The 23111-nt window shown below is 43.9% G+C and carries 24 protein-coding genes and 1 pseudogene; 13 read left to right on the top strand and 12 right to left on the bottom strand.

The features are described from left to right. Nucleotides 1-193 precede the first annotated feature (193 nt). Nucleotides 194-412 (bottom strand): annotated as a pseudogene (locus ACE1CD_RS03490) (transposase); the annotation flags it as partial. A gap of 337 nt (nucleotides 413-749) precedes the next feature. Here ACE1CD_RS03490 and ACE1CD_RS03485 point away from each other — a divergent pair. Beyond that, on the top strand, nucleotides 750-1139 hold the full coding sequence (locus ACE1CD_RS03485) for a hypothetical protein (RefSeq protein WP_374821662.1): 390 nt from the start codon (nucleotides 750-752) through the stop codon (nucleotides 1137-1139). A 357-nt stretch (nucleotides 1140-1496) separates the two neighbouring features. On the opposite strand, the gene ACE1CD_RS03480 is transcribed toward ACE1CD_RS03485, so the two are convergent. Beyond that, entirely contained in the window at nucleotides 1497-3170 is a 1674-nt protein-coding gene (locus ACE1CD_RS03480; protein ID WP_374790662.1) for a sensor histidine kinase, read from the bottom strand. A 124-nt stretch (nucleotides 3171-3294) separates the two neighbouring features. Further along, on the bottom strand, nucleotides 3295-3444 hold the full coding sequence (locus ACE1CD_RS03475; RefSeq protein ID WP_374790660.1) for a hypothetical protein: 150 nt from the start codon (nucleotides 3442-3444) through the stop codon (nucleotides 3295-3297). 427 nt (nucleotides 3445-3871) lie between these two features. Here ACE1CD_RS03475 and ACE1CD_RS03470 point away from each other — a divergent pair, with 427 nt between their 5' ends. From ACE1CD_RS03470 to ACE1CD_RS03460, 3 genes are all read left to right on the top strand, one after another. Further along, entirely contained in the window at nucleotides 3872-4540 is a 669-nt protein-coding gene (locus tag ACE1CD_RS03470; protein ID WP_374790658.1) for a general stress protein, read from the top strand. Between the two features lie 187 nt (nucleotides 4541-4727). Further along, nucleotides 4728-4919 carry a hypothetical protein gene (locus tag ACE1CD_RS03465; RefSeq protein WP_374821659.1) on the top strand — a complete coding sequence of 64 codons (192 nt, stop codon included), beginning with the start codon at nucleotides 4728-4730 and terminating at the stop codon, nucleotides 4917-4919. A gap of 18 nt (nucleotides 4920-4937) precedes the next feature. Beyond that, a complete protein-coding gene (locus tag ACE1CD_RS03460) occupies nucleotides 4938-7238 on the top strand; it encodes an ATP-binding protein (protein ID WP_374821656.1) in 2301 nt (766 codons plus the stop codon). Nucleotides 7239-7322: 84 nt separating this feature from the next. Here the strand turns inward: ACE1CD_RS03460 and ACE1CD_RS03455 are convergent, their stop codons facing one another. From ACE1CD_RS03455 to ACE1CD_RS03440, 4 genes are all read right to left on the bottom strand, one after another. Further along, a complete protein-coding gene (locus ACE1CD_RS03455) occupies nucleotides 7323-7415 on the bottom strand; it encodes a hypothetical protein (protein ID WP_374821653.1) in 93 nt (30 codons plus the stop codon). 17 nt (nucleotides 7416-7432) lie between these two features. Beyond that, a complete protein-coding gene (gene modA, locus ACE1CD_RS03450) occupies nucleotides 7433-8128 on the bottom strand; it encodes a molybdate ABC transporter substrate-binding protein (RefSeq protein ID WP_374821650.1) in 696 nt (231 codons plus the stop codon). Nucleotides 8129-8214: 86 nt separating this feature from the next. Next, nucleotides 8215-9381: an 8-amino-7-oxononanoate synthase gene (gene bioF, locus ACE1CD_RS03445; RefSeq protein ID WP_374790646.1), complete on the bottom strand. Its 1167-nt coding sequence runs from the start codon at nucleotides 9379-9381 to the stop codon at nucleotides 8215-8217. 11 nt (nucleotides 9382-9392) lie between these two features. Further along, nucleotides 9393-9662, bottom strand: a complete 270-nt coding sequence (locus ACE1CD_RS03440) for a hypothetical protein (protein WP_374790644.1) — start codon at nucleotides 9660-9662, stop codon at nucleotides 9393-9395. A gap of 95 nt (nucleotides 9663-9757) precedes the next feature. Here ACE1CD_RS03440 and ACE1CD_RS03435 point away from each other — a divergent pair, with 95 nt between their 5' ends. Both ACE1CD_RS03435 and ACE1CD_RS03430 read left to right on the top strand, forming a co-directional pair. Further along, entirely contained in the window at nucleotides 9758-11086 is a 1329-nt protein-coding gene (locus ACE1CD_RS03435) for a sigma-54-dependent Fis family transcriptional regulator (RefSeq protein WP_374821648.1), read from the top strand. Beyond that, nucleotides 11083-11466: a response regulator gene (locus ACE1CD_RS03430; RefSeq protein ID WP_374790641.1), complete on the top strand. Its 384-nt coding sequence runs from the start codon at nucleotides 11083-11085 to the stop codon at nucleotides 11464-11466. Before ACE1CD_RS03435 ends, ACE1CD_RS03430 begins: the two co-directional genes overlap by 4 nt. Before the next feature lie 50 nt (nucleotides 11467-11516). Here the strand turns inward: ACE1CD_RS03430 and ACE1CD_RS03425 are convergent, their stop codons facing one another. From ACE1CD_RS03425 to ACE1CD_RS03415, 3 genes are read right to left on the bottom strand one after another with little or no spacing between them, the layout of a single operon-like run. After that, the gene (locus ACE1CD_RS03425; protein WP_374821646.1) at nucleotides 11517-12275 is read right to left on the bottom strand and encodes a hypothetical protein; all 759 of its coding nucleotides are present in this window, start codon (nucleotides 12273-12275) and stop codon (nucleotides 11517-11519) included. Between the two features lie 41 nt (nucleotides 12276-12316). Beyond that, nucleotides 12317-12703, bottom strand: a complete 387-nt coding sequence (locus tag ACE1CD_RS03420) for a DUF1823 family protein (RefSeq protein WP_374821838.1) — start codon at nucleotides 12701-12703, stop codon at nucleotides 12317-12319. A 28-nt stretch (nucleotides 12704-12731) separates the two neighbouring features. Continuing rightward, nucleotides 12732-13292, bottom strand: coding sequence for a type II CAAX prenyl endopeptidase Rce1 family protein (locus ACE1CD_RS03415; protein ID WP_374821643.1), 561 nt, complete (start codon nucleotides 13290-13292; stop codon nucleotides 12732-12734). Between the two features lie 78 nt (nucleotides 13293-13370). Between ACE1CD_RS03415 and ACE1CD_RS03410 the strand changes: the two genes are divergently transcribed. Further along, nucleotides 13371-14756 (top strand): acylphosphatase, encoded by a 1386-nt coding sequence (locus ACE1CD_RS03410; RefSeq protein WP_374821640.1) that lies wholly within the window; start codon nucleotides 13371-13373, stop codon nucleotides 14754-14756. 1 nt (nucleotide 14757) lies between these two features. Here the strand turns inward: ACE1CD_RS03410 and ACE1CD_RS03405 are convergent, their stop codons facing one another. Both ACE1CD_RS03405 and ACE1CD_RS03400 read right to left on the bottom strand, forming a co-directional pair. Continuing rightward, entirely contained in the window at nucleotides 14758-15432 is a 675-nt protein-coding gene (locus ACE1CD_RS03405; RefSeq protein ID WP_374821637.1) for a DUF3226 domain-containing protein, read from the bottom strand. Beyond that, nucleotides 15432-16517: an ATP/GTP-binding protein gene (locus tag ACE1CD_RS03400; protein WP_374821634.1), complete on the bottom strand. Its 1086-nt coding sequence runs from the start codon at nucleotides 16515-16517 to the stop codon at nucleotides 15432-15434. Before ACE1CD_RS03400 ends, ACE1CD_RS03405 begins: the two co-directional genes overlap by 1 nt. Nucleotides 16518-16623: 106 nt before the next feature. Between ACE1CD_RS03400 and ACE1CD_RS03395 the strand changes: the two genes are divergently transcribed. From ACE1CD_RS03395 to ACE1CD_RS03370, 6 genes are all read left to right on the top strand, one after another. Further along, nucleotides 16624-16926, top strand: coding sequence for an acylphosphatase (locus ACE1CD_RS03395; RefSeq protein WP_374821631.1), 303 nt, complete (start codon nucleotides 16624-16626; stop codon nucleotides 16924-16926). Nucleotides 16927-17148: 222 nt separating this feature from the next. Then, nucleotides 17149-17547: a J domain-containing protein gene (locus ACE1CD_RS03390; RefSeq protein WP_374821629.1), complete on the top strand. Its 399-nt coding sequence runs from the start codon at nucleotides 17149-17151 to the stop codon at nucleotides 17545-17547. A gap of 3 nt (nucleotides 17548-17550) precedes the next feature. Then, nucleotides 17551-18486 carry a ribokinase gene (gene rbsK, locus ACE1CD_RS03385; protein ID WP_374821626.1) on the top strand — a complete coding sequence of 312 codons (936 nt, stop codon included), beginning with the start codon at nucleotides 17551-17553 and terminating at the stop codon, nucleotides 18484-18486. Between the two features lie 16 nt (nucleotides 18487-18502). Beyond that, on the top strand, nucleotides 18503-19510 hold the full coding sequence (locus ACE1CD_RS03380) for an ADP-ribosylglycohydrolase family protein (RefSeq protein ID WP_374821623.1): 1008 nt from the start codon (nucleotides 18503-18505) through the stop codon (nucleotides 19508-19510). Nucleotides 19511-19558: 48 nt separating this feature from the next. Beyond that, complete coding sequence (locus ACE1CD_RS03375; RefSeq protein ID WP_374790623.1) at nucleotides 19559-20143, top strand: DUF99 family protein; 585 nt, start codon at nucleotides 19559-19561, stop codon at nucleotides 20141-20143. A gap of 387 nt (nucleotides 20144-20530) precedes the next feature. Beyond that, nucleotides 20531-23071 carry an ATP-binding protein gene (locus ACE1CD_RS03370; RefSeq protein WP_374821620.1) on the top strand — a complete coding sequence of 847 codons (2541 nt, stop codon included), beginning with the start codon at nucleotides 20531-20533 and terminating at the stop codon, nucleotides 23069-23071. Nucleotides 23072-23111: the final 40 nt, after the last annotated feature.

Raw genomic sequence — 23111 nt, 5'->3', positions numbered from 1 at the left:
AGTTCCGCTTCTGTCTGTTACAGGCAATAGTCAGTAGACCGAAAACTTTTGCGATCGCTCTAAAAAGGTGAATAAAATGTAGCTTTTGATACAAAACTTACCTTTTCACTCAAAGTTGGTTAATTGCCGAGAAAGATTAATAAATCTTATGGATTAAGGGCGTTAACCAGCCTTTTGTCAAACCACAGGTAGATAGACTTGGTTTTATATAAGAGGAATTTCTATAATATTGAAAAGAATCAGCGAACCGCTTGCTAATTTTTAATTTTTTATCTAATTCAGCTATTAAGATAATTCCGGCATTTAAAGTGATGCTCCCTCCCGAAAAATTAGCAATGATTTCTTTTTGTTTAACTTTTCCCAAGTTGAATTGCTTATGCTTGCTGGCTTTTTTTCGAGAACTGGGAGTCATAAGTTGATTGACATTAGATTTTTTGATTTTCAATTATAGCAGATTTATTTACCCGTCAATTAATGATTAAATAATTTAATTATCTTTAAAAAAACGATTAATTTTTCATTTTTTATAACTCTAATTTCTGATTATTTTGAATTAATACCTGTTCGCACACTGTTGGATTCAGCAAGTGGGTGTATGCACAGTAAAACCCTTATCCAGTAAGGCTTTTGTGGTTCACTATCGCACAGTTTGTGAGAAATGCGGGTAGCCCAATGCTAATTTTGTTCTAGCGTTAGCGAGTTCAACTTTGTGGTAATATTAACTATGTACCCAAATCCTATTCAAATCAATGAAACTTGCATCTGTAATCCTATCGGCATTAGTCATAGTAGCAGCTTCAACGCTTCTCAGCTTTGCCCAAACTGACCTTATACCTGAATGGAGTAGATATGATAACTTAGCACAACAAGCTGCCAAAAAAGGTGACTATGATACAGCGATTATGTACTATCAAAAAGCCAGACAAGTTGCTGCGGAAAATTCAGACCCTGTTTTGCGTCAATGCTTCATTTTTGGTGCAGAAGCCCGTGAAGCAGGCGCACAAGCTGCTAGAGAATACTTGAGAACACATGGCAGAAATCGCGCTGCTTTAGCACAAGCAAGCCGAATACAACAAGCTGCTTTTCGGGAAGCAGCAAATCGGCTTTTTGTTGGTGGATACGAAAATGGTTGTCCATAGCATACTTCTGCTTTTAGAGCACTGTGTAATCACTCATTTTCCGCATGAAAGGAGGATAAAAACCTAACACAATATCTAAGGATAAATTAATGCTAAAAGGTCAGTAAGAATTGCTAATGCTAGTATCTTGGCGACGGATAGCTTTAATTGCCAGCGTAACCCGTTTACCTTTTTTAATTACATATAATGTAGCATAGCTATTTTTCACGTATTTAATTTAACAGATATCAATAAAAAAGCCTTCATAGAACGATTCTTATGGCCATGAGAGGGTTGGCCTAAAGCTGATATACTATTAAATTTACTTATATAATCACTAGACCCTATCGCCGGGTAAATTGTATCCAAAAATACAATTTACTTAGTCTTACCAACTATCGTAGGCCCATTGTGCTGTGGCGATCGCAAATTTTCGCGTTGCCACGGAATTTCAGTAGCATTGGAGTCCAAGGGCAAGAAAATAGTGAAGACTTCGCCTTGCTGTGGGCGTTGCCGCACAATCAATTTTCCACCCAGCGCGTGGAAAATATTTTTGGTAACGCTATGGTTAAGACTCAAACTACCTGTTTCCGGTTGGAACATCAGCAATTGACCGATCGACTTCCGAGTTGATTGAGTAGCCTGCACTTGAGGCGGCTGTTGTTTTTCGCACTCAGAAATTACACCGCCAGTTTGGGGTTGAACTTGCAACTTGAGTTGATTTCCGGCTGGCATCACCTGAACTTGGATATGGCTACCGGCAGGTAAGCTGCGGGTGAAATTTTCAATCAAGCCGGTCAGAACGCGATCGAGCATAGTCGGATCGCTGACTACCTGCGGCATCTGTTGTGGCAAAATCACATCTAGAGTTTGATTGCGCTGAGAAGCTTGTTTTTCCCAACGCGGTAAACTTTGCTGAAAAACTTGAGCAAGCGACACCTGGGTGAGGTGAACCGGTGAAGATTCTGTAGCGGCTGTTTCCAATTCCGCAGCTCGGAAAAGCAACTCCATACGATCGATTTGCTCGGTACATTCGCGATCGATAATTTCCAACCGCTTGATAATGTCTGCTGCCAAATTCTTGCGCTTGAGCAACAATCGCGTCAGGGTGCGAATTGTAGCCAAAGGTGTCCTGACTTCGTGTGCAAATGCCTGCAACAATTCCACACTCATATCCGTTGTCTGTTGTTCCTTGTCGCTAGCCGCTGACGGCTGAGCGCTCGCAACTGAGGAGTGAGTGCTGACTGTTGACGGTTCTTCCGGTATGTGTTTGAGCAACAGGCGCGTAAATTGCATCACCGTTCGGTAATCCGGCGCAATGGGCGCAAATTGCTCAAAAAACGCATCCAGTTGCCAAATCCGGTCTGGAGAACCCAGAAATACTCGATTTCTGAGCGCTAGCCAAGCATCTCGAACAACTTCTGGTTCAAAAGAAAACATAAAAGCTGGTTGATTGGTGGAGTCTTCTCCCAAAACCATCACCAAGCTGAAACTATGAGTTAAAACTAAACAGAACTGTTCGCCTGCCAAAGGATCGACTGGCAGCAAAGGCAGGAAGTTACTATAATAGTTTGTTTTTAGGTTGCCCTCTTGGGCGGGAGGCAGCTGAAACGGCATCCAAGCGCCGGGATGAGCGAGCTGGGTGCTGAAAATCCAAGTTTGGAAGCGAGAGTTTATCGCTGAATCGCTCAAGATAGGCACTGGCCCAGCTAAAATCAATCCGTGGGGGGTTGGATCGATTTCTTCCCCATCGTTACAGGATAAAGTCGATCGCAGCATCATCTCAACAGCAGCGATCGCCCCACGCCATTCTTGTTCTGACTTCAATTGCTGCAACGCGATCCTATTTTTAGATGGCTGCTGAGTATCAATCTCGGTTGCAGCCTTCCACTTTCCCCTCCCAGATTTGGCGGTTAAGGGGGATTCCTCAGCCCAATTTGGCGTACTTTGGGCTAAAACTTCACTTAGTTTTGGCAGTAACCACTTATGCACCGACATCCACCCACAACAACTGCAACTAGCCAGCAGTAAATACAACAATAGTGGAGCCAAAAATTAAACAGCTCTACTAATTAAGAGGTTACCGGCATTCGTCATCCAGCAAGGGTAGTATAACCGAACTTTTAGTTCGCGATCGCCGCTATTAGTTGCGACTGGGGGCTGGAGAAGTCAAAAGTCACTCAGTCAAATTTGTCGGTATCGGTGCCTGGGCAATTCCCGGTGTAGGGCCAGTTATGTGAGCAGGAGCGCTAGCGACCGCTTGAGCAACAACAGTTTCTGGCAGTGTCATCGGTGCAGCTGCGGGTACGCTTCTGAGCGAACCCACCTGTTAATACCAGCAGCAGAGTTGTCGAGCGTCGGTAATAGTTTTGATTATCACCACAACAACGGAAAAGCCGAATACATCTGCTGTAGGGGCGGTTGAGAGCTTTGAATTTTATGTTACAAACGAAAAATATATACCAAAATCTCTCCTAAAAAGCCTGTAAATTACGCCTATTACAAACTGCTATAAATATAATTTATGGCCATAAAAATGATTTATTTTTGTAAAAAATATCGCAGATAAATAACAATATAAAATTGACAATATTCAATCAATTATCTCTCTATTGATAGAGAACGTATTACACCTGTGGGCTGATGTTTGTTTTTGCAAAAAAAAGGAAAGTAGAAATTGGAACAAATCAAAAAACAGTCTTTTAATTAAGCAAGTTTGCTAGTGCCCACAGCAGCTTGCGTAAGGAGGAAAAATGGCTTTAGGTCACAACAGACGCGCCGTTGGTGTATTTTCTCACCGTCAAGACGCAGAATACGCTCTCAGAGAATTGAGAGACTCTGGCTTTCCGATGGATAAAGTTTCTCTAATTGCTAAAGATACAGGCAACGCCGATCGCTTTGCTGGCAGTGATGTGCGGGATATCGACAATGACACCAACGCGGACGAAGGTGCTAAAACCGGTGCGATCGCAGGCGGTGCATTGGGCGGGTTAACAGGCTTACTTGTCGGTCTTGGCGCATTAGCAATTCCGGGCATTGGCCCTGTTATGCTAGCAGGAGCAACTGCAACGGCGATAGCCACTGCGCTTTCTGGCGGTGTAATCGGTGCGGCTGCTGGTGGCTTAATTGGTGCCTTAATTGGTTTGGGAATTCCGGAAGATAGAGCTAGAGTTTATAGCGATCGCGTATCTCGCGGCGGCTATTTAGTAATAGTAGATGGTAGCGAAGATGACATCCGCCGCGCCCAAACAATTCTCAATCGCCGAGGCATTGAGGAGTGGGGTGTCTACGATTACTCAGGCGTCGATACCTCTCATGCTGACTACACTACTACCACTACTACCACTGTTGAGCGTCGAGACAATGTTGCCAATATAGACGATCGCGTAGTTGTAATCGATCGTCGGGATGAAGTTCTTTAGTTCGAGCCAGTGCCTGCTGATTGACTGACAAAATTATGATTTCAGCTAAAAATACCTCAGACTCGATAGTCTTGGCATTTTTTACTTGATTTTGTCAGTCATTTAGCGATTTGTAGAAAATCCAACCTATTCTCAATTTGGCATCACAGTCACACAAACCTTTAGCAGTTCCAAGGCGGAAGAAAAAATGAAAAAACTAACTCCATTTATACTCAGCGGTCTCCTCATGTTTGGTGCGGTTGCTTGCGAAGCCTCTAAGACAAGCAGCGAAGCTCCTAATAATGCTGGTGAAGCGAACAGGGCCGATCAAGTTAGCAACAACAACGCTAATACCAATCCAAACGCTACGAATACTGCTGAGCAAACTAGTGATTTTTAAAACATCAAAGGTAGCAAGTTGTTTTCCCACAACCGTACCCAAAGCATCCGTCTGCGTAGGTTCGGGCTGAGTATTCGCCACCGCTTGAGCTTGCTTTTTTCCAGTTTGGTGGCAATTAATGCGATCGCTGTAGGCATTGGGGCAATAGCCCTCAATCAGGCGATGGAAGGTAGTCCCCTCAGCACAAAGATAAGTTCCCAGCGTGGAACAGCTTTCAAGTTGACTTATCTGGCTAATCTTCGCAGCACGAAAAAGACCGTCCTAGACCGAGCTGCTGTAGATATTGCCATCAAAGACGAAATCGAGAAATTTGAAAACCTGCTAACCGCATTGCGAAAAGGTTCCACAGAGTTGGGAATCAAACCAGTCACCGATGCGATCGTACTAGCGCAGCTCAATAAAGTTGAAGAGACGTGGCGGATTTATCGACGCAATTTGGAAGTTTATCTGAACGCTTCACCAGATAAAAATGAGCAATATCTTGCAGACATCAACACTTTAACTAATTTCTTAGCAGCTCAGCTAGATAGTGTCGCGAATTTGTTAGACAAACAGATCGGCGAGAACGCTCAAAATAGCCAATTCTTATTACTGGCGATGGCAATTCTGAGCATACCGATCGCCTCGGTAGCGCTTTTGATTGTGTCTCGAATTGTTAGCGATCTGACTCGGGTAACTGAAACTGCCCACAAGATGGCTAGTGGAGACTTAAACGTGCGGGCGATCGAATCATCTAAAGATGAAGTGGGGGTGCTAGCTTCTACGCTCAATACAATGGCAACGCAAATTGGCAGCTTGTTGCAAAGTTTGCAAGCGCGAAGCTACGAATTAGAAAATACTTTAGCTTATGTGAGCGCTATTATCGATAATTTGGCAGATGCGCTGCTAGTGACCGACCCAGACTGCCGAATAACCCGGTTTAATCCGGCTTTATTACTGATGTTTGGTATAGAAGATACGGATTTGATCGGTAAAGATTGCCAGATTCTCTCTAATGCGAAGGTGCTAGAATTAGTGGAACAGACACGGGGAAAACCCAGACAAGTTTTCACAGCAGAAATCTATCTGACAAAAGGTCGCGTCGGTCAAGCTTTAGCAACGGCGATTGCGAAAGATGACAAAAAAAATGTTAGCACTGAGATACTCGGTGCGGTGATCCTGATTCGCGATATCACGGCAGAAAAAGAAATCGATCGGATGAAGACGGATTTTATTTCTACTGTCTCCCATGAATTGCGAACGCCGCTGACTTCTGTGTTAGGGTTTGCTTCCCTGATTAAGCAAAAGTTAGAAGATGGTGTTTTTCCTTTAATTCAAACAAACGATCGCAAAACCCAAAAAATAGTCAGACAGGTGGGTGCAAATATCAATATTATTGTGTCGGAGGCAGAACGGCTCACATCTTTGATTAATGATGTTTTGGATATTGCCAAGATGGAAGCCGGGAAGATTGAATGGCATATGCAGCCGACTGACATTGAGGATATTATTGACCGGGCAATTGCTGCGACTGCATCTATTTGCGAAGCTAAAAATATACCACTGCAAAAAGAACTCGATCCCGAACTCCCGCAAGTAATGGGCGATTCCGATCGCTTGATTCAGGTTTTTATCAATCTTATTTCCAATGCGATCAAGTTCACAGATACTGGTAGTTGTACGATCGGTGCCAGACAGCAGGAGAATGAAATGCTGATTTGTGTAACTGATACAGGCATCGGTATTGCTCCCGCTGACCAGCCCAAGGTATTTGAAAAGTTCAGGCAAGTAGGAGAAACGCTCACAGATAAACCGAAAGGAACTGGATTGGGTCTGCCAATTTGCAAGCAGATTATAGAACATCACGGTGGTAAAATTTGGGTGGAAAGCGAAGTGGGTCGTGGCAGTACTTTTTCCTTCACTCTGCCGACAAGTCCTCGCATCAATGCAGAAGTAGCAAAGTTTAATATCAATGCTTTGGTCAGGCAAGTAAGACAGAGTATTGTCCAAATATCCCCCGCTCCATCTAAAAATTATAAAACTATTCTCGTTGTCGATGATGACGCTCACATTCGCGAATTGCTCAGACAAGAACTGGAAAATGAGGGGTATGAAGTAAAAGAAGCTAAAGATGGAATGGATGCTATTACGCAGGTAAAAAATACTAAGCCAGATCTAATTTTATTGGATGTGATGATGCCCCAGATCGGCGGTTTTGATGTGGCTGCTGTTTTGAAAAACGATCCCCAAACTATGGCAATACCAATTATTATTTTGTCACTAAAGGTCAAGAATTTGATAAACAAAAAGGCAATGAGGTGGGAGCAGATCTTTACATGACAAAACCTTTTCGTCCGAAAACTGTACTGGAAAAATCGATAGAGATTTTGGGTTTATCAATTTCAGATTAATTTGTAGATTAACCTAGTTATTGATTAGTATAAAGCCATGTTTTTCAGCTATCTCTTTACCTGTTTTACCAGAAAGAAACTGAATAAATTTTTGTGCTTCAGGCACATTCTGGCATTTTTTAACTACGGCTGCGGTATAGTAAAGCCATATTTTTCAAATATCGCTACGGCTCGATCGCTCTTCAAAAAAGCAAGAAAATCTTTTGCTTCCGGAACGTTTTCACATCTTTTAAGTACTGCTACTGGGGAAATAACTGGAATGTGGGAAATTTTGGGTGCGATCGCAACTATTTTTACCTCGTTTGATAGCTTAGCCTCTGTTAAATAAGTAATACCAGCATCTACGTTTCCTGCCTCTACAGCTTGCAAAACTTGACGGATATCTTCTTCAACAAAAACGCCTTTTTTCATGACTAAATCAAAAATTTTAAAATAATTTAAAACTTGTTTTGTATATATTCCGCCTGCGATTTTATCATTGCCTAGAGCAACTGTTTTGACTCGTTTGTCAGTCAAGTCAGAAAAGCTAGATATAGGAAGAGATGATTCCTTGGGAACAATTAAAACCATAGCGTTTTTTGCTAGGTATTGACGGGTCTCCGGAATTACAAAGCCCAAAGACTGTAGCTCGTCCATTTCTCGGTCGATCGCAGGTATGTAAATATCGATTGGCACTCCCTGTTCAATTTGTTTTTTCATAACACCAGAACCGACAATATTACAATTAATTGTAACCTTGGGTTTTTCTTTATTGTAAAGTTCGACAAGTTCTGCTATGGAATTCCTATAAGCACCAGATGCCGATACGATTAGTACCACAGGCTTTACCTGTTGGCGAGTGCAGCTAACGATCCAAAAAGATAGGATAAAAAGAAAGCTAACAAAAACAATAAGCTTTTTATTTTTCATACAATATCTGCCAAAGTTTGCACTAATTTATCAATATGGGCAGGTTCGTGACTTGCCATCACCGAGATGCGAATTCGGCTTGTCGGTACGGTGGGAGGACGAATAGCGGGAGCAAAAATACCAGATGCCTTCAGCCGATCGGCAACCATTAAAGCTGTGTGTGGATTATCTACCTGAAAGCAAATAATCGGCGATTCAGAAGGCAGTAGTTTGAAATGGGGCAGATATTCGGCAAAAAGATGTTTCAAATAATTAACATTGTGCCACAATTGAGTGCGACGTTGCGGTTCTTGTTTGACTATATTAATTGCTACCAATGCCGCAGCTGTATCGGCAGGAGTGAGAGCGGTTGTGTAAATCCAGCTAGGAGCGCGGTTACGCAGAAAATCAATTAAAGCAGAAGAACCGGCGACATATCCACCCAAACTAGCTAAAGCTTTGCTGAGAGTTCCTATTTGAATAAGAGGCAATCCGGTACAGTGGAAATGTTCCACGCAGCCGGCTCCATTTGCACCCAAAACGCCAGTGGCGTGCGCTTCATCAACTAGCACCATGCAGCTGAATTTTGCCGCTAAATCTAACAGTGCGGGTAAGGGACACAAGTCGCCATCCATACTGAAGACGCTATCGGTAATAATCAGGCAGCGTCGGTATTGTTGCCGATGTTGATGTAGCAGATTTTCCAAATCTTCTATATTGCAGTGGGCGTATTCGATGACGGTTGCACCGCTGAGGATGGCTCCATTTTTGAGGCTGGAGTGATTGTATCGGTCAGAGAGAATTAAATCGCGTTTTCCGACCACAGAGGCGATCGCTCCCAAATTGGCCAAATACCCAGAACTGAATACCAAGGCGTCTTCAGTTTGTTTGAGGGATGCGATCGCTTCCTCCAATTGCCGATGCAGTTCTCGGTGTCCGCTTAGCAGTCGCGAACCCGTACTACCTGTCCCCAATTCCTTCGCCGCCGCAATTGCTGCTGCGATCGAACGCTCATCTCCCGCCAATCCCAAATAATCGTTACTGGCAAAATTAATTACAGGCTGTCCTTCCAGCCGTACAATGGCTCCTGGTAGACCCTGGATAGTTTGCACAGAGCGATACCAATCTGCCCGATGAATTGTCGTGAGGGATTTATCCAGCCAAGCGTAAGGATCGGTTGCCATTGAAAATGTCATTACTCCTGTTCTGGAGGAGCCTCAGTATTTTTTATTTCTGCATTCTTGCCCTTAACTGGGGGCAGCTGTTCGACTAAAGCCATTTCAAAGGCGACATCTGGCAGCTCCCCAACTATATACTTACCTGGGGCAAACACCCGCCCTGGTGTAAAACAGTATTGCTTAAGCTGAACCACCTCGCCTGGGGCAAACATTCCCCTAAACATTTTTCGCTCAATTGCCATGACTGATTCTCCCGATCGAATCTCAATACTCTTTAATTTTGACACTTGTGCTGCTTTACGCAATCGAAATGTTCATAGCTTCCATAGATATGAGTGAAACTACTTTCATTCTTCATCTTTTAATTGTCGCAATCGGCCTGATGACTCTGATTCCATATAATTTTGATATAAATTTGAACATAGATGCACACAAGCGATCGTCTAACTGGCGCATAGAGCCATCGCAAATTGTGAATAAAGCGATCGTCCCCAAACCCAATCAACTGATGAGATCGAATTTATTAAAGAATGCTTTAGAAGCCGGACGTAAATACATAGCCACAGGTGCAATTTCTGCGGATATGTTGCGCCAAGAAATTTACCGTGCCTGGGAAAGGTCGCACCTAGAGGGAGCTAATCCCCGCACTTTGCAAGCAGATAAGTTATCAACTTTGGATACAGAGCGCTTACTAGAAAGACAGAGTTTTCTGATCGATGCCGCTCGTCCCTATTTAAGGGTACTATCTCAGGCAGCCGGACAGGAGCGCCACGCCGTTATGCTAAGCGAGCAAAATGCGATCGTACTCGACGTTGTAGGCGACGAGCAAAGCGTGCATGGGCCCGAAGCAGTTCCGGGGCCGGGATCTTTACTATCAGAAGGAGTAGCTGGTGCCAACGGTCTGGGAACACCCTTAGCCGAAAATGGTTATGCAGAAATTATCGCCTCAGAGCATTTCATCCAAGGATTTCATCCCTTCACCTGCCAGGGAATTCCCCTGCGTAACGACAAAAAAGAAGTTATGGGAGTCCTCAGTATCTCTGTGCGGCGACCAGAAGTGGGACAGCGCCTCAAAGAAATCTTGCTTTGTGCCTCCCACGGTATCGAAGCAGAATTGCTGCAAAAGCGTTTAGAAGAAGATGTTCGTCGCGTACTGGCATCTCAACCAGACGATGGCCAAGCATTAGAACAATTGCACCAAGATATAGTTCAAGCCCATCATGCCGGACGCTTGCGACTGGAGGTAGTATCTCGTTTGGTAGCGGGAAACCGCTTCGAGTATGCGCTACAATTACTCCGGCAAGCTGAAGAATCCATTCAACTATTTCGTCGCCGCGCTGCTCTTTGGCGCGATTTAGCTTCATTAGAGGTAGGAGCAATCCAACCGATATCCTTAACCGATACTGTTCGGGATTTAGTCGATCTGCTCTCCACCGAAGCAACAATACGTAAGATTGAAATTTTCATGTGCTTTCCAGAGGAAGTTAGAGTACAAGCAGATCCGAGAAGCCTTTCACGCAGGCTTTTTCGTGAGTTTATACAAGCTTTCGATCTGGTAGGAAAAGGCGGTGCAGTACGGATCGAAATACATAAAATCGCTCATGCTTCATCGGGGCAAGTCAGTTTGATTCCAATGCCAGCACCCGAGCGTGTACAATCAGCCCCAATACCATTTACGATGACGCTGCCAATAGGAAATTACAATCCATGAATCAAGGCTATCCATTAAATAGAAAAGTGCTAATTGCAGACGATGATGATGATAGTCGAACTATGCTCGCTTTTCTACTTGAAAGCGAAGGTTGGCAAATTGTCGAAGCACGTAATGGTAAAGAAGCTTTAGAAAAACTGACGGAGGAATGCCCGCAGGTATTGATTTTAGATAATCGAATGCCAGAGTTAACCGGAGCGGAAGTATACCAGTATATCCAGCAGGCAGGAATCAAAATTACGGTTGTGTTGATGACAGCATTCAGCGATTTGGAAGAATTAGCTTCTTCTTTGGGCATTCGTTATTACTTACCTAAGCCGGTGGACGTGCCGCTAATACTGGCGACGGTTGAATCGGCTTATGCGGAATATCAAAAATGATCGAATGCTAAATTTTAGGCTGTATGCGCGGCTCCTTTTTCCACCTAATATTAGCGCTCCCAAACATCAAATGGATCGTTACTATCATCTGCTAACCAAGCATAGGGATCGCCCGATACTTGCACTCCTCCATATTTAGAAAAGGCAATTCTTACCACATTTGTGCGACCGATATCCAAATAGCCGGATGCCCACACTTCTAGTTTAGTAATGCCGGTGATAATGATTCTGTGAGCGCCGGGACACAGATATATTGTTTTTCTGCGATCGAATGTACGCGGTTGAAACACCTCTCGCCCATTAATCCAAACATTACCCCAATCATCACCACGCGCAACAAACTCTACCAAAACCGATCCTGTATAAGTATTCGGACAAAATCCTGTAGAGTTCGGAGGATAACCTGTGGTGGGAGAGGAAGGGCAACCGTAGGGCGTGCAGGTGCCGTATTCAGTACATCCGTAGGGATTGCAACTGCCAGTTGGCGTTCTCCAACAACCGAATTGATTACAACCACCTCCCACGGGATAGCACCCGTAAAAATTACAGTTAGTTCTATTTTGAGCTAAAGAGGAAACCTGCCAGGGAAGCAAAGCCAAAGTTGCACTAAATGCGGTAACAGTTAATAATTTCCCTACCTGACAGATAAGATTGTATAACAACAAAGTAGGTTGGTTTGCTTTGACAAAATTCAACGCTAAACTTGGGTTTGTTGGGTTTCGCTTGGGCTCAACCCAACCTACAATTTCGTTTAAGGAAAGACTATTGAGATTGCCAGAGGTAAACCGAGAATGGTTTGTAGTTTTCATGGCTCATAGCTGTAGATATTTCTGAAATTTTCAGACGAATTCTAGGCTGAACCAGGTTCCTTTAGACTTGTTTGTCGCATATAGCTTAACAGCCAATTTGCTGCCGTAGCCCGTCGAGTCTGCCGAGGGCCGAATTCTCCGATTTTGTAACCCTTAAAACCCAAGCTTTCTTTCAACAGTTGTTTATTTTCAGGAGGAATGGAACGAGTCAGCTTGACGGTTGCGGGACGGCTTTCTATAAAATCAGGCGGTTCTGGATATTCATTTTGCCATTCCTGTGCAACGCCGGAAGCATCCCATTTGCCAGCAGATTCATCATAGCGATATCCCAAGCAATGCCAAACGAGTTGGTTGACTGTTGCATCGTCAATAGTATCGTTGATAATTGCCCAGATCGTTTCGGTATTTAGCGGCGGTAAGTTAGACATGAAAGTTGTTAGCTCATATTGCGATCGACTACTCATGTAGTTTCCTATATCCGCCTAACAAAAGCAACCAGACTACTACAACTAGCCAGTGTATTACCACGGTCACCCAGAGGGAACCGCTTTGCAGGTAAGCAACGGTACAGACACCGCCCAGCAGCGCTGCCAATGATAGGAAAATGGGATTAAAAAATGTTTTGACTCCCGCTGGAAAGAAGCTAATGGCGTTGAGGGGATGATAAACTACAAATGCTGCCAAACTGACGAATACCCACAACTGTAACGTTATTTTAGAAGCATTTTCTGTAGGATGAGGTAGGAGTAAAACGCGAAAAAATAGCTCCTCACTTATGGCAGGAAATAGCAGAGAAACTGCTATAATATTGACAATCTTTTGCCACGATGCTTTGAAAATATCAATTTGTAAAAAACCGAATTTGAAACCGATCGGCAATGAAATCAATGCCAATATCGCTAATAATAAGGCACAGAGCAACCAGTTATCAATGCTGGGAAGGGTGGTAAAAGCTCTGCTGACACGCAATCCTAACTTATCGATCGCAGTCATAGCGATAAAAGATGCAAAACTCATTTAGCACTTCTCCTTATAGGGAACGGTTAAATACTAAAATCTAATTCAGGCGTGTCATTTATCAATGCGGACTCTACAATGGAAAACCAAACAACACCACCTGGACAAGTCCGAGCCCATGTTTTTATTTCTGGAAACGTTAAAGGGGTTGGCTTCCGCTTAGCCACTTGGGATAAGGCGAACCAGTGGGGAATTGGCGGTTGGGTGGAAGAACTTCCCGACGGACGAGTGGAAGCTGTTTTTGAGGGAAGCAAGGAACTTGTAGAAGCAATTATTAACTGGTGTTACCGGGGAAGTCCAGATGCTGTGGTTAAAAATGTTACGGTTGCGTATGAAGAACCGGAGGGATTAACTGAGTTTATCATCAGACGATCGCGCGAACCTGTAGTTTATCAAAAAGTAGCGATCGCGAATACGAAAACCATTAACGTTCTCTTCTTTGTTCACGGTTTAATGCTCAGCGATAATCCCACGCCAGAAGAAAAGCAATACGATATCCTGTGGGAACCTGTGAAGAAATTCTATAACCTGGAGGAGCGCATTGACGAGATTGTCAGAGTTAATTGGGGACAATATTTAGATGAAACAGATGAACCCAGACCCGACGAAAAAATCAACAAGGCGGAAAAATTTATTCTAGACCAACTCAATTTCGATCGCCTGCGTCAAAAACCCAGCGCCAATAACATCGTACTTCAAGATTTGCAGAGCGATATCACTTTTCAACCTTGGTGGCGATTTTTGGTTAAACCTTTACGAGAAACATTACTTTTGCGCGGATTTGGGGATGCGGTTTACTATGTTGGCGAAGATGGCAAAATAGCAGTGCAGTTGGCTGTTTATCGCCAAGTCCTGAAAGTATTAGAAAAATATCGATCGCCAATCGAGAAAGATATAGAGAGTGAAGAATTAAACATCAAAGTACGTCTGCACGCGATCGGCACAAGTTTGGGTTCAACTGTTATTAACGACTTTTTGCACGGTTTATTTTCCAATACGGGATACCGCATTAGAAGCAATCCCGAAGAAGCAAAAGAACCAACAATCGTCACGAGTAAAGTTTTGGAAGATGAGAAACAGAAAACAGTCGAACGCTATCAATTTTGGCGAATTGCTGCCCAAAAAAAACGCCTAGAGTTGGGTTCTGTTGTGACAATGGCTTCTCAGCTTCCTGTTTTGCTACTGCGTTCTCAGCGCGTTGTTGATACTTTTGCTAATGGCGAAACTTTGCCTGCGGATGAAATAGGCATTCCTCGCGATAGTAAAGAAATTATCTGGAAAATTTTCTACGATATAGATGACTTGCTGGCTTTTCCAGTCCGTCCTTTATTCGGAGAATATCCGGGTATTCAGGATATTCAAGTAGATGTAGGGGATGGCTTGAAAGCGCACACGAGTTATTGGGGAAACGAAAAGATTCACGAACACGTTGCCGAACTTTTGAATAGAAGAGTAGTGAGTTAGCTTAACTCGTTGGTAGTGCTGGATTGAAGAGATGCTTTAACCATTCCAGAAATGCGATCGCAATGGCAGATTCGTGACGCAACACACGCGCTGTGATTGCCTGTCCCATAGGCATACCCGGCGTTTCTTGCCAAGCTAACCAAGTATGAATTAAAGCTTTGGGACGGTGAACTAAGCTATAGTAGTTGATACCATCTTGTTCGATTTCTTGCAAAATACCCTCTGCTTTCGGACGCAAAATATCATCTGGGGCGATAAGATGGGCAACAAAATCTTCTAACATTCCAGGGAGTTGATTGTTAGGCATTAACCAAACTCCCACCTTCGGTAAATCTGGTGGTGCGTAAACCCAACCTTGTGGTGGTGGTGTTTCGGGGATATCTTGATAACCGCTGCTACTGAGTCTATATCGCAGCGATTGCCAGCGTGCCAGTAAATCGCGATCGGCATCAACTACAATTCCTAATGTACGTAAATTTTCTGCTTTTAGCCTAACAGGTAATTCCTCCAAAAGTATTTCAATTCCTTTTCCTTCCTCTATCATTGGCACTTCCACAGAAAAAGTTTCTGGTACTTGATATTGTTCGCACAAAGCCCAGATAACATGGCGATCGTTAATACCTTCAACTAATAGTTGTTGAGGTTTTGGTTTCGGAGGTTTTCGTGCTATTGGCATCAGCGTACCTCAATACTATGGGGAATTGCAATAGCCAATTCATCTGCGGTGTAAGCAACGGGACGTATATTCTCATCCCGCATATTCAATCGAAACAATTTCCCAATTGAAGTATCTTCAAATTCAGCCAATGCTTCTTGAAAAGCAGCTATACAATCCCAACTATGGGTGGTAGCAAAAACTTGCAAGTTTAATCGCTGGGCTGTTTGCAAAATCAAACGCCACATATCAGTTTGGGCTTCGTAATATAGGCCGGTTTCAATTTCATCTACTAGCAGTAAACCATTTTCAACTGTTACTGCTGCCATTGCCAGTGTCAGAAGACGGCGCATACCCTCGCCCATGCTACTCAAAGGAATAGGGTGACGCTGACCGCGAATCTTAAGTAGAATTCCGCTGTTATAAGTGGGACGGCTGGCGAAACTAATGCGTTCTACGTCTGGTTCAAGAATTTGCAGCGCCGCCACTACCTTTTCTTCTTCAGGGGTAAGAGTAATATTGTCCCACAAGATAGCCATTTGATAAAAACTTAAGGTCTTGGTTGAGAGAAACAGAGGAGAATAAACTTGAGTTGAAGCATTGAAAAAATCAGATTCAATGGATTTGCGTTCAATAACTCCGTCCTCGCGGACAGGGACTAATTTTACTTGCGTGATATCTTCTGATTTGTATTGCAATGAAAGTGCGAACGCAGGGACAAACTCAAAAGCCACGCTCCGATCCTTATCCCAAGGTGTTAAGTTGATTTGAAGAGATATCGGATTCTCTTGCTGGGATTGAATATGGATTTGCTCCTTTGCTTTAAGCTGACGATCGTTAAAGATATGATTAATTTGATATCCAGGTAAGCGTTGCTGGATTATGCTTGATGTTTGTGCAACATACCATTCAGCCATTTCGTCACGGTTAGAAAGCATCTCAACTATAGATTGAGGATTGCCTTGATTAACTAATAGATATATAGCTTCGAGAAGACTTGTTTTCCCGCTGTTATTTGAGCCGACGATCAGATTGACACGCGCCAAAGCGTCGATGTGAAAGTCTTTGAAGCAGCGATAGTTTTGGATGGTAAGATCGCGTAGCATAAAACCCTCGGCTGTGCAGCGGTTGTTATCTCCCATATTAGAGGGAAAATACGATCGCAGTACTCGCAAAGCCTTACAATGCGATCGCAATTTATAACATACTTCAATGCCAGAACAATCACCCCACCAGAATAAAGTCCGCGCCCACGTTTTTGTTTCCGGAATCGTTCAGGGTGTCGGTTATCGCTATTCAACTTTAAAACAGGCGCAACGGGTGGGTGTGGGCGGTTGGGTACGCAACGTCCCGGATGGGCGCGTGGAAGCTGTTTTTGAAGGAACTAAGGCAGATGTGGAAGCGATGATTCGTTGGTGTTATCGCGGTAGTCCATCTGCTGAGGTTACGGACGTGGCGGTTGAGTACGAACAACCACAAGGAATTGAGAGTTTTGCGATCGAAAGGCGGGGTTAGCAGGGAATTTTGTAACTAATTTAACCGCTTTCAAGATGAGCTTGGATTTGGTAAGGAGGTGTTAGATGAAGTGTTTGCATTAGTAAAGATGAAGTAGATTTAAGAAAAATATCTTTAGATTTTATTATTAAAAGGATGTGTTCGGGAGCGCCACATTCAGCGCAAGTACCCTCAAACTGGAAAATACTTCACTGTGTTGGCAGTGACCGGAGGGGGTTGTCGATGAGTAATGTGGAGCAATACTATAGAATACTTGAGCTAGAACCGGGCGCTACACTGGAGGAAATTCGTCAGGGATACAAAGACCTAGCGATGGTGTGGCATCCAGACCGTTTTCCCAATCATCCCAGACTCCGACAAAAAGCTCACAAAAAACTGCAACTAATTAACGAAGCGCACGAAAAGTTACGGTCATTTGCGCCTGTTGCGGCGACGATCGCATCACCACCGCAGTCTGAGTCGGCGCGATCGCAACCATCCCCATCATCCCCATCAAACAGTAAAGATTACTACAAACAGCCACCTCACAAGCCTCAAGAAGAAAACTACAGAAATTATACTTACGAATATACGCCTTTCAAAAATTTCAGCCGCAAAGATGTCGATACGTGGTTAGATTAAATTGTGAAAAAGGTTATCGTCTTCGGCAGTATTAACATAGATTTGGTAGCCAGATCGCCTCGCTTGCCAATTCCAGGCGAAACTATCCTGGGTCGCGACTTTTTTACCGCGCCCGGTGGTAAAGGTGCAAATCAGGCGGTGGCAGCTGCAAGATTGGGTATTCCTACTCAGTTAGTCGGGCGCGTTGGCGATGATGATTTTGGTCGATCGCTCCTCACCCATCTTCAGACATTTGGTGTCCAAACAGAGCATATATTAATAGATAAAACAGCACATTCTGGCGTTGCTATTATTGCCGTAGATGATTCAGGGCAAAATAACATTATCGTTGTTCCTGGCGCTAACGGGCAGGTAAATGATACTGATGTAAAAAATTTGATTAATTGTTTGGATAACTCTGCCGCATTGCTGCTTCAGTTCGAGATACCTTTAACAGCCGTAATTTCAGCCGCAAAAGCCGCTAAAACTGCCGATGTAAAGGTGATTCTCGACCCCGCACCGGCGCAAATAGATATACCCGATCACCTTTATCCACTCGTCGATATTATTACGCCGAATGAAATTGAAGCGGCACAATTAGTTGGTTTTCCGGTAAAGAATTTTGAAACTGCTGCTAATGCGGCATCTGTCTTGCTTCAAAAAGGTGTGGGAACTGCGATCGTCAAATTGGGCGCACAAGGAGTTTGCTGTGCGACGGCAGAATCAACATTTTTTGTGCCGGCTTTTCCAGTGCAAACGGTTGATACTGTGGCGGCTGGGGATGCTTTCAACGGTGGTTTGGTCGCCGCTATTGCGTCAGGTCGATCGCTGCGAGAGGCGGTGGTTTGGGGTGCGGCGGCTGGGGCTATTTCTACTACTAAGCCGGGTGCGATGTCTTCGATGTGCGATCGCGAAACATTCGACAGATTCCTTCAGGAAAGGGATTTATCTAAAATCTAAAATCAAATGGGGGATTATGCAGTTAAAGGGTTGTGCTTCTGGATGCTTGTTTGGTTTAGCTTTGGGCGATGCGCTTGGTGCTTTTACTGAGTTTTTGAATGTTTTTGAGATTTTGCGTCGTTTCCCGCCCAATGGCCCCCAGCAACCAACAGGCAATCCCGCCCGCGTTACGGACGATACCCAGATGGCGTTATGTGTGGGGGAGGCGTTGGTTGAGGCGGGTGGGGTTTACACTCCCAGCAGTTTGGAACCATTGCTGCGACGTGCTTTTGTCGCTTGGTTGCACAGTCCGGACAATAACCGCGCCCCCGGTCGAACTTGCTTGAATGCGTGTCGGAAGCTGGAGGAGGGTTTGCCGTGGGTGAGGGCAACTGTTGTTGACTCGAAGGGTTGCGGTGCGAATATGCGGGTTGCACCTGTGGGTTTGTTGCCTTTGGGGGGAGATAATTCGCTTCGGGGTGCGATCGCGCAATTTCAAGCAGCGCTAACTCACGGTCATCCTACCGCCCTCGCAGCTTCGGATTTGACTGCTTATGCGATCGCAGACCTCGCGGCTGGTGGAACTCCGGAACAATTACCCCAGCGACTTCGCAGCTACGCTTTATCGCAACGCACAGTTTACCGCAGCGATTGGTTGGGGTCGCTTTGGCAACGTCCGTACATCAATACGCCAGAAGAATTTATCAGTCGCGGATGGGATGAATGTCTGTCGGTACTCGATCGCCTCGATGCAGCATTGGCAGAACCAAATCGCGATCGCGACCCCTGCGAAGCGACGGGTGAAGGATGGATAGCAGAGGAAGCTTTTGCTACTGGTTTGTTGTGTTTTTTGTTATTTCCAGAAGAACCCGTGGCGGCGTTGCGTCGTGCGGCAGTTACTTCTGGTGATTCGGATTCGATCGCGTGTTTGACTGGCGCTTTTGCAGGTGCTTATTTGGGCATGGAGGCATGGCCGAAAGATTGGACGAGTCGGATCGAGTATCGGGAAAGACTTGCGGTGCTGGGAGAATTGTGGGATGGATAGGCGATCGAAATGTCAGCAGCTATGGTGGGTTTAATAATGAAAAACTAGATGAAATTAGAATCTTTACTCAGACTCAATCGTGCCATTCGCGTCATCGGTTTCGATGACGCGCCTTTCGTGCGTCGAAGGGGAAGTCAGGTTGCGATCGCAGGTATCATTTGTGCAAATACGCGCTTTGAGGGTATGGTCTGGGGAAGGGTGCGACAAGATGGCTGGAACGCTACCGACACAATTTGTAAATTACTTATCGGTGGCAAATTTCTCCCACAATTGCATATTCTACTGCTAGACGGTATCGCTTTCGGTGGCTTTAATGTTATAGACCTACCGTTACTTTCCCAAAGGCTCGCACTCCCCTGCGTGGCAGTTATGCGCCGTCAGCCAGATATGATTGCGATCGAAGAAGCAATTCATCGCCTTCCACAACCAGAAAAACGTCTTAAAATACTGCGTCGTGCCGGTACTATTCACGAGTTTGGGCCGTTTTTCTTTCAAGTTTGCGGTGAAACTCCGGAAATAACTGCTGCGGTGCTGCAACGGCTGACGGACTGCGGAAAAGTTCCGGAAGCTTTACGTCTGGCACATTTAATTGGTGCGGCTATAGTTAAGGGCGAAAGTGGCAGTTGTGCTTAATTTTATGATTCTATAGTGTATAAAGAGATGTTGCTATGATATTAAAATTTATTACATAAAAGCAAAGAATCTAGAAAAAAATTGGTATTTTTGGACGTCTTATCATGAGTTACCATTTATTGATAAGATAGCTCAAAATACCTCTTGGGCTAGCAAACCAGGGGCATTGCTTATAGAGCAATTTTGATCAACACAAATTGAGCGATCGCTGTCATAATATATAACACTCAGCCAACATTGCCACTGGGTAAAGTCTGAGCAAAGGATTGTACACCGAAAAGATGGCTACAGCTACTCTTTTTAGGCTTGACGGCGAATAAATTCGCCGCGTCGAACTTCATCCGCGAGTTGAAACGTCGCGGTTTCCGTTCTCCCGTGAGGTTTTAGATGAGTAGAAGGGAAATTATCACGGCTGAAGAAGCTGTTTTGACTAATTGTGAGAGGGAACCTATTCACACTCCGGGTTCCATTCAACCTCACGGTGTACTTTTGGTATTGAGAGAGCCACATCTGACAATTCTACAAGTGAGCAACAACACTTTAGAATTTTTTGGCTTGAGTGCAGAGAAATTGATTAGGAAGAATCTGAATGAATTGCTCGATAATTCTCAAATAGAACAATTCAAGCAATCCTTAATAACTCAAGATTTAAAAAGTGTAAATCCTCTTAAATTAACAATTAAAAGCGCTATCGATCGGAGTGTTTTTGATGGAATAATTCATAGAATTGATGGCGTTTTAATTCTGGAATTGGAGCCAGCAAGCCTTCAAGAAAATGTTTCATTTTTTAGCTTTTTTCATCATGTTAGAGCGGCTGCATCAAAGCTACAAGAAACGTGTAAACTACAGGAATTATGCCAAGCGATCGCCCTGGAAGTGCGAAAAATTACTGGCTTTGACAGAGTGATGGTATACAAATTTAATTCGGAGGGACATGGCTGTGTAATTGCCGAAGATAAACGACAAAATTTACCTAGTTTTTTGAATTTACACTACCCAGCCACAGATATTCCCAAGCAAGCAAGAAAACTGTATTGTTTAAATTTACTGCGGTTAATAGCAGATGTCAATTATCAACCAGTTGACATTATACCTACTTACAATCCAGTTATGAATAATGCGCTGGATTTAAGCTTTTCAGTTTTAAGAAGCGCATCCCCAATGCACATAGAATACTTGCAAAATATGGGTGTTGGCGCTTCTATGTCTATATCTTTAATTAAAGACGGAAAACTTTGGGGACTTGTGGCTTGCCATCATTATTCTCCTAAGTTTGTTTCTTATGAAGTGCGAACAGCTTGCCAATTCCTCGGACAGGTGATGTCTGTAGAACTTTCAGCAAAAGAAAATAATGAAGATTATGATTATAAACTGCAATTAAAATCTATTACGAGCAAGTTTATAGAATATATGTCTAAGGAGGAAAACTTTGTTAACGGCTTAGTTAAGTACCATCCTAATTTATTAGATTTAGTTAGTGCTGAAGGAGCAGCAATCTGTATAGATGATAAGTTAACTATCGTAGGAAAAACACCTTCAATAAGCGAAATTAAGCAGTTAATTGAATGGATAGATAATACATTTAAATTGGATGTTTTTTATTCGGACAATTTGGCGCTACTGTATCCAGAGGCAGAAAAATTTAAAGATGTGGCGAGCGGTGCGATCGCAATTTCAATTTCGCAAACGCGGAGCAACTATGTTTTATGGTTTCGGCCAGAAGTCATTCAAACGGTTAATTGGGCAGGCAATCCCCATCAACCGGCGCAAATACAAGAAAGAATGACAGATGGTAGTTTGCGCCTTTCTCCTCGCAAATCGTTTGAAATGTGGAAAGAAATTGTTAAATTAAAGTCTTTACCTTGGAAAAAATGCGAAATTGATGCAGCATACGAACTAAGAAATGCCATTATAAGTATTATTTTGCGGCAAGCAGATGAATTAGCTAAATTAAATATGGCTTTGCTGAAGTCGGAAGCGAGAGAAAGAGAAAAATCCTCTCAATTAGAAGTAGCGATGCAAGAACTAAAGCGCACCCAAACTCAGCTAGTCCAGAGCGAAAAAATGTCTAGCTTGGGACAAATGGTAGCCGGCGTTGCCCATGAAATTAACAATCCCATCAACTTTATCTATGGTAATTTAATTCACGCAGATGAGTATACAAAAGATTTGCTTCAGTTGCTAAAGTTATACCGCCAGTATTTTCCGTCACCAGGAGAGCGAATCAATCAAATAACTGAGGAAATTGACCTGGAATTTTTGATGGATGATTTGCCGAAACTTTTGCGTTCGATGAAAGTAGGGGCCGATCGCATTCGGGAGATCGTGCAGGCGTTACGAATTTTCTCGCGCATCGATGAAAGCGAAATGAAGTCGGTAGACATTCACGAAGGTATAGAAAGCACCTTGCTAATTTTGAGCAATCGGCTCAAAGCTAGCTCGACTCGTCCCGGCATTCAAGTCATTAAACAATATGGCAGACTACCGAAAATAGAATGTTATGCCGGTCAGTTGAATCAGGTATTTATGAATATACTGGCAAATGCGATCGACTCTTTGGAGTCACGCTTCGCGAACGACGCCTTGGAAGATCTGAGGAGCAAAGGAGCGGGAGAGAAATATGCCATCCAAAATCTCAAATTAAAAATCCAAAATCCGGAGATTCGGATTCGCACCTACTTGGTGGACAAGGATCGCATCGCGATCGGCATCGCAGATAATGGCCCAGGTATCCCCAACGAAGTGCAGCAGCGGTTGTTCGATCCTTTCTTTACCACAAAATCGGCCAGCAAAGGTACTGGTATAGGTTTGGCGATCGGCTATTCTGTGGTCGTGGACAAACACGGCGGTAACTTGAGGTGCGTTTCTGCGCCGGGACAGGGAGCAGAATTTATTGTTGAGCTTCCCATCAGACCAAAGCTAAGCTAGAGATCGTACAGGTTTTGTTCGCTTGAGTACCAGACATATT

This window comes from Aerosakkonema sp. BLCC-F183 (assembly GCF_041929145.1).
In the GTDB taxonomy this organism is placed as follows: domain Bacteria; phylum Cyanobacteriota; class Cyanobacteriia; order Cyanobacteriales; family Aerosakkonemataceae; genus Aerosakkonema.
This window is presented reverse-complemented; position numbering and strand designations above follow the sequence as displayed.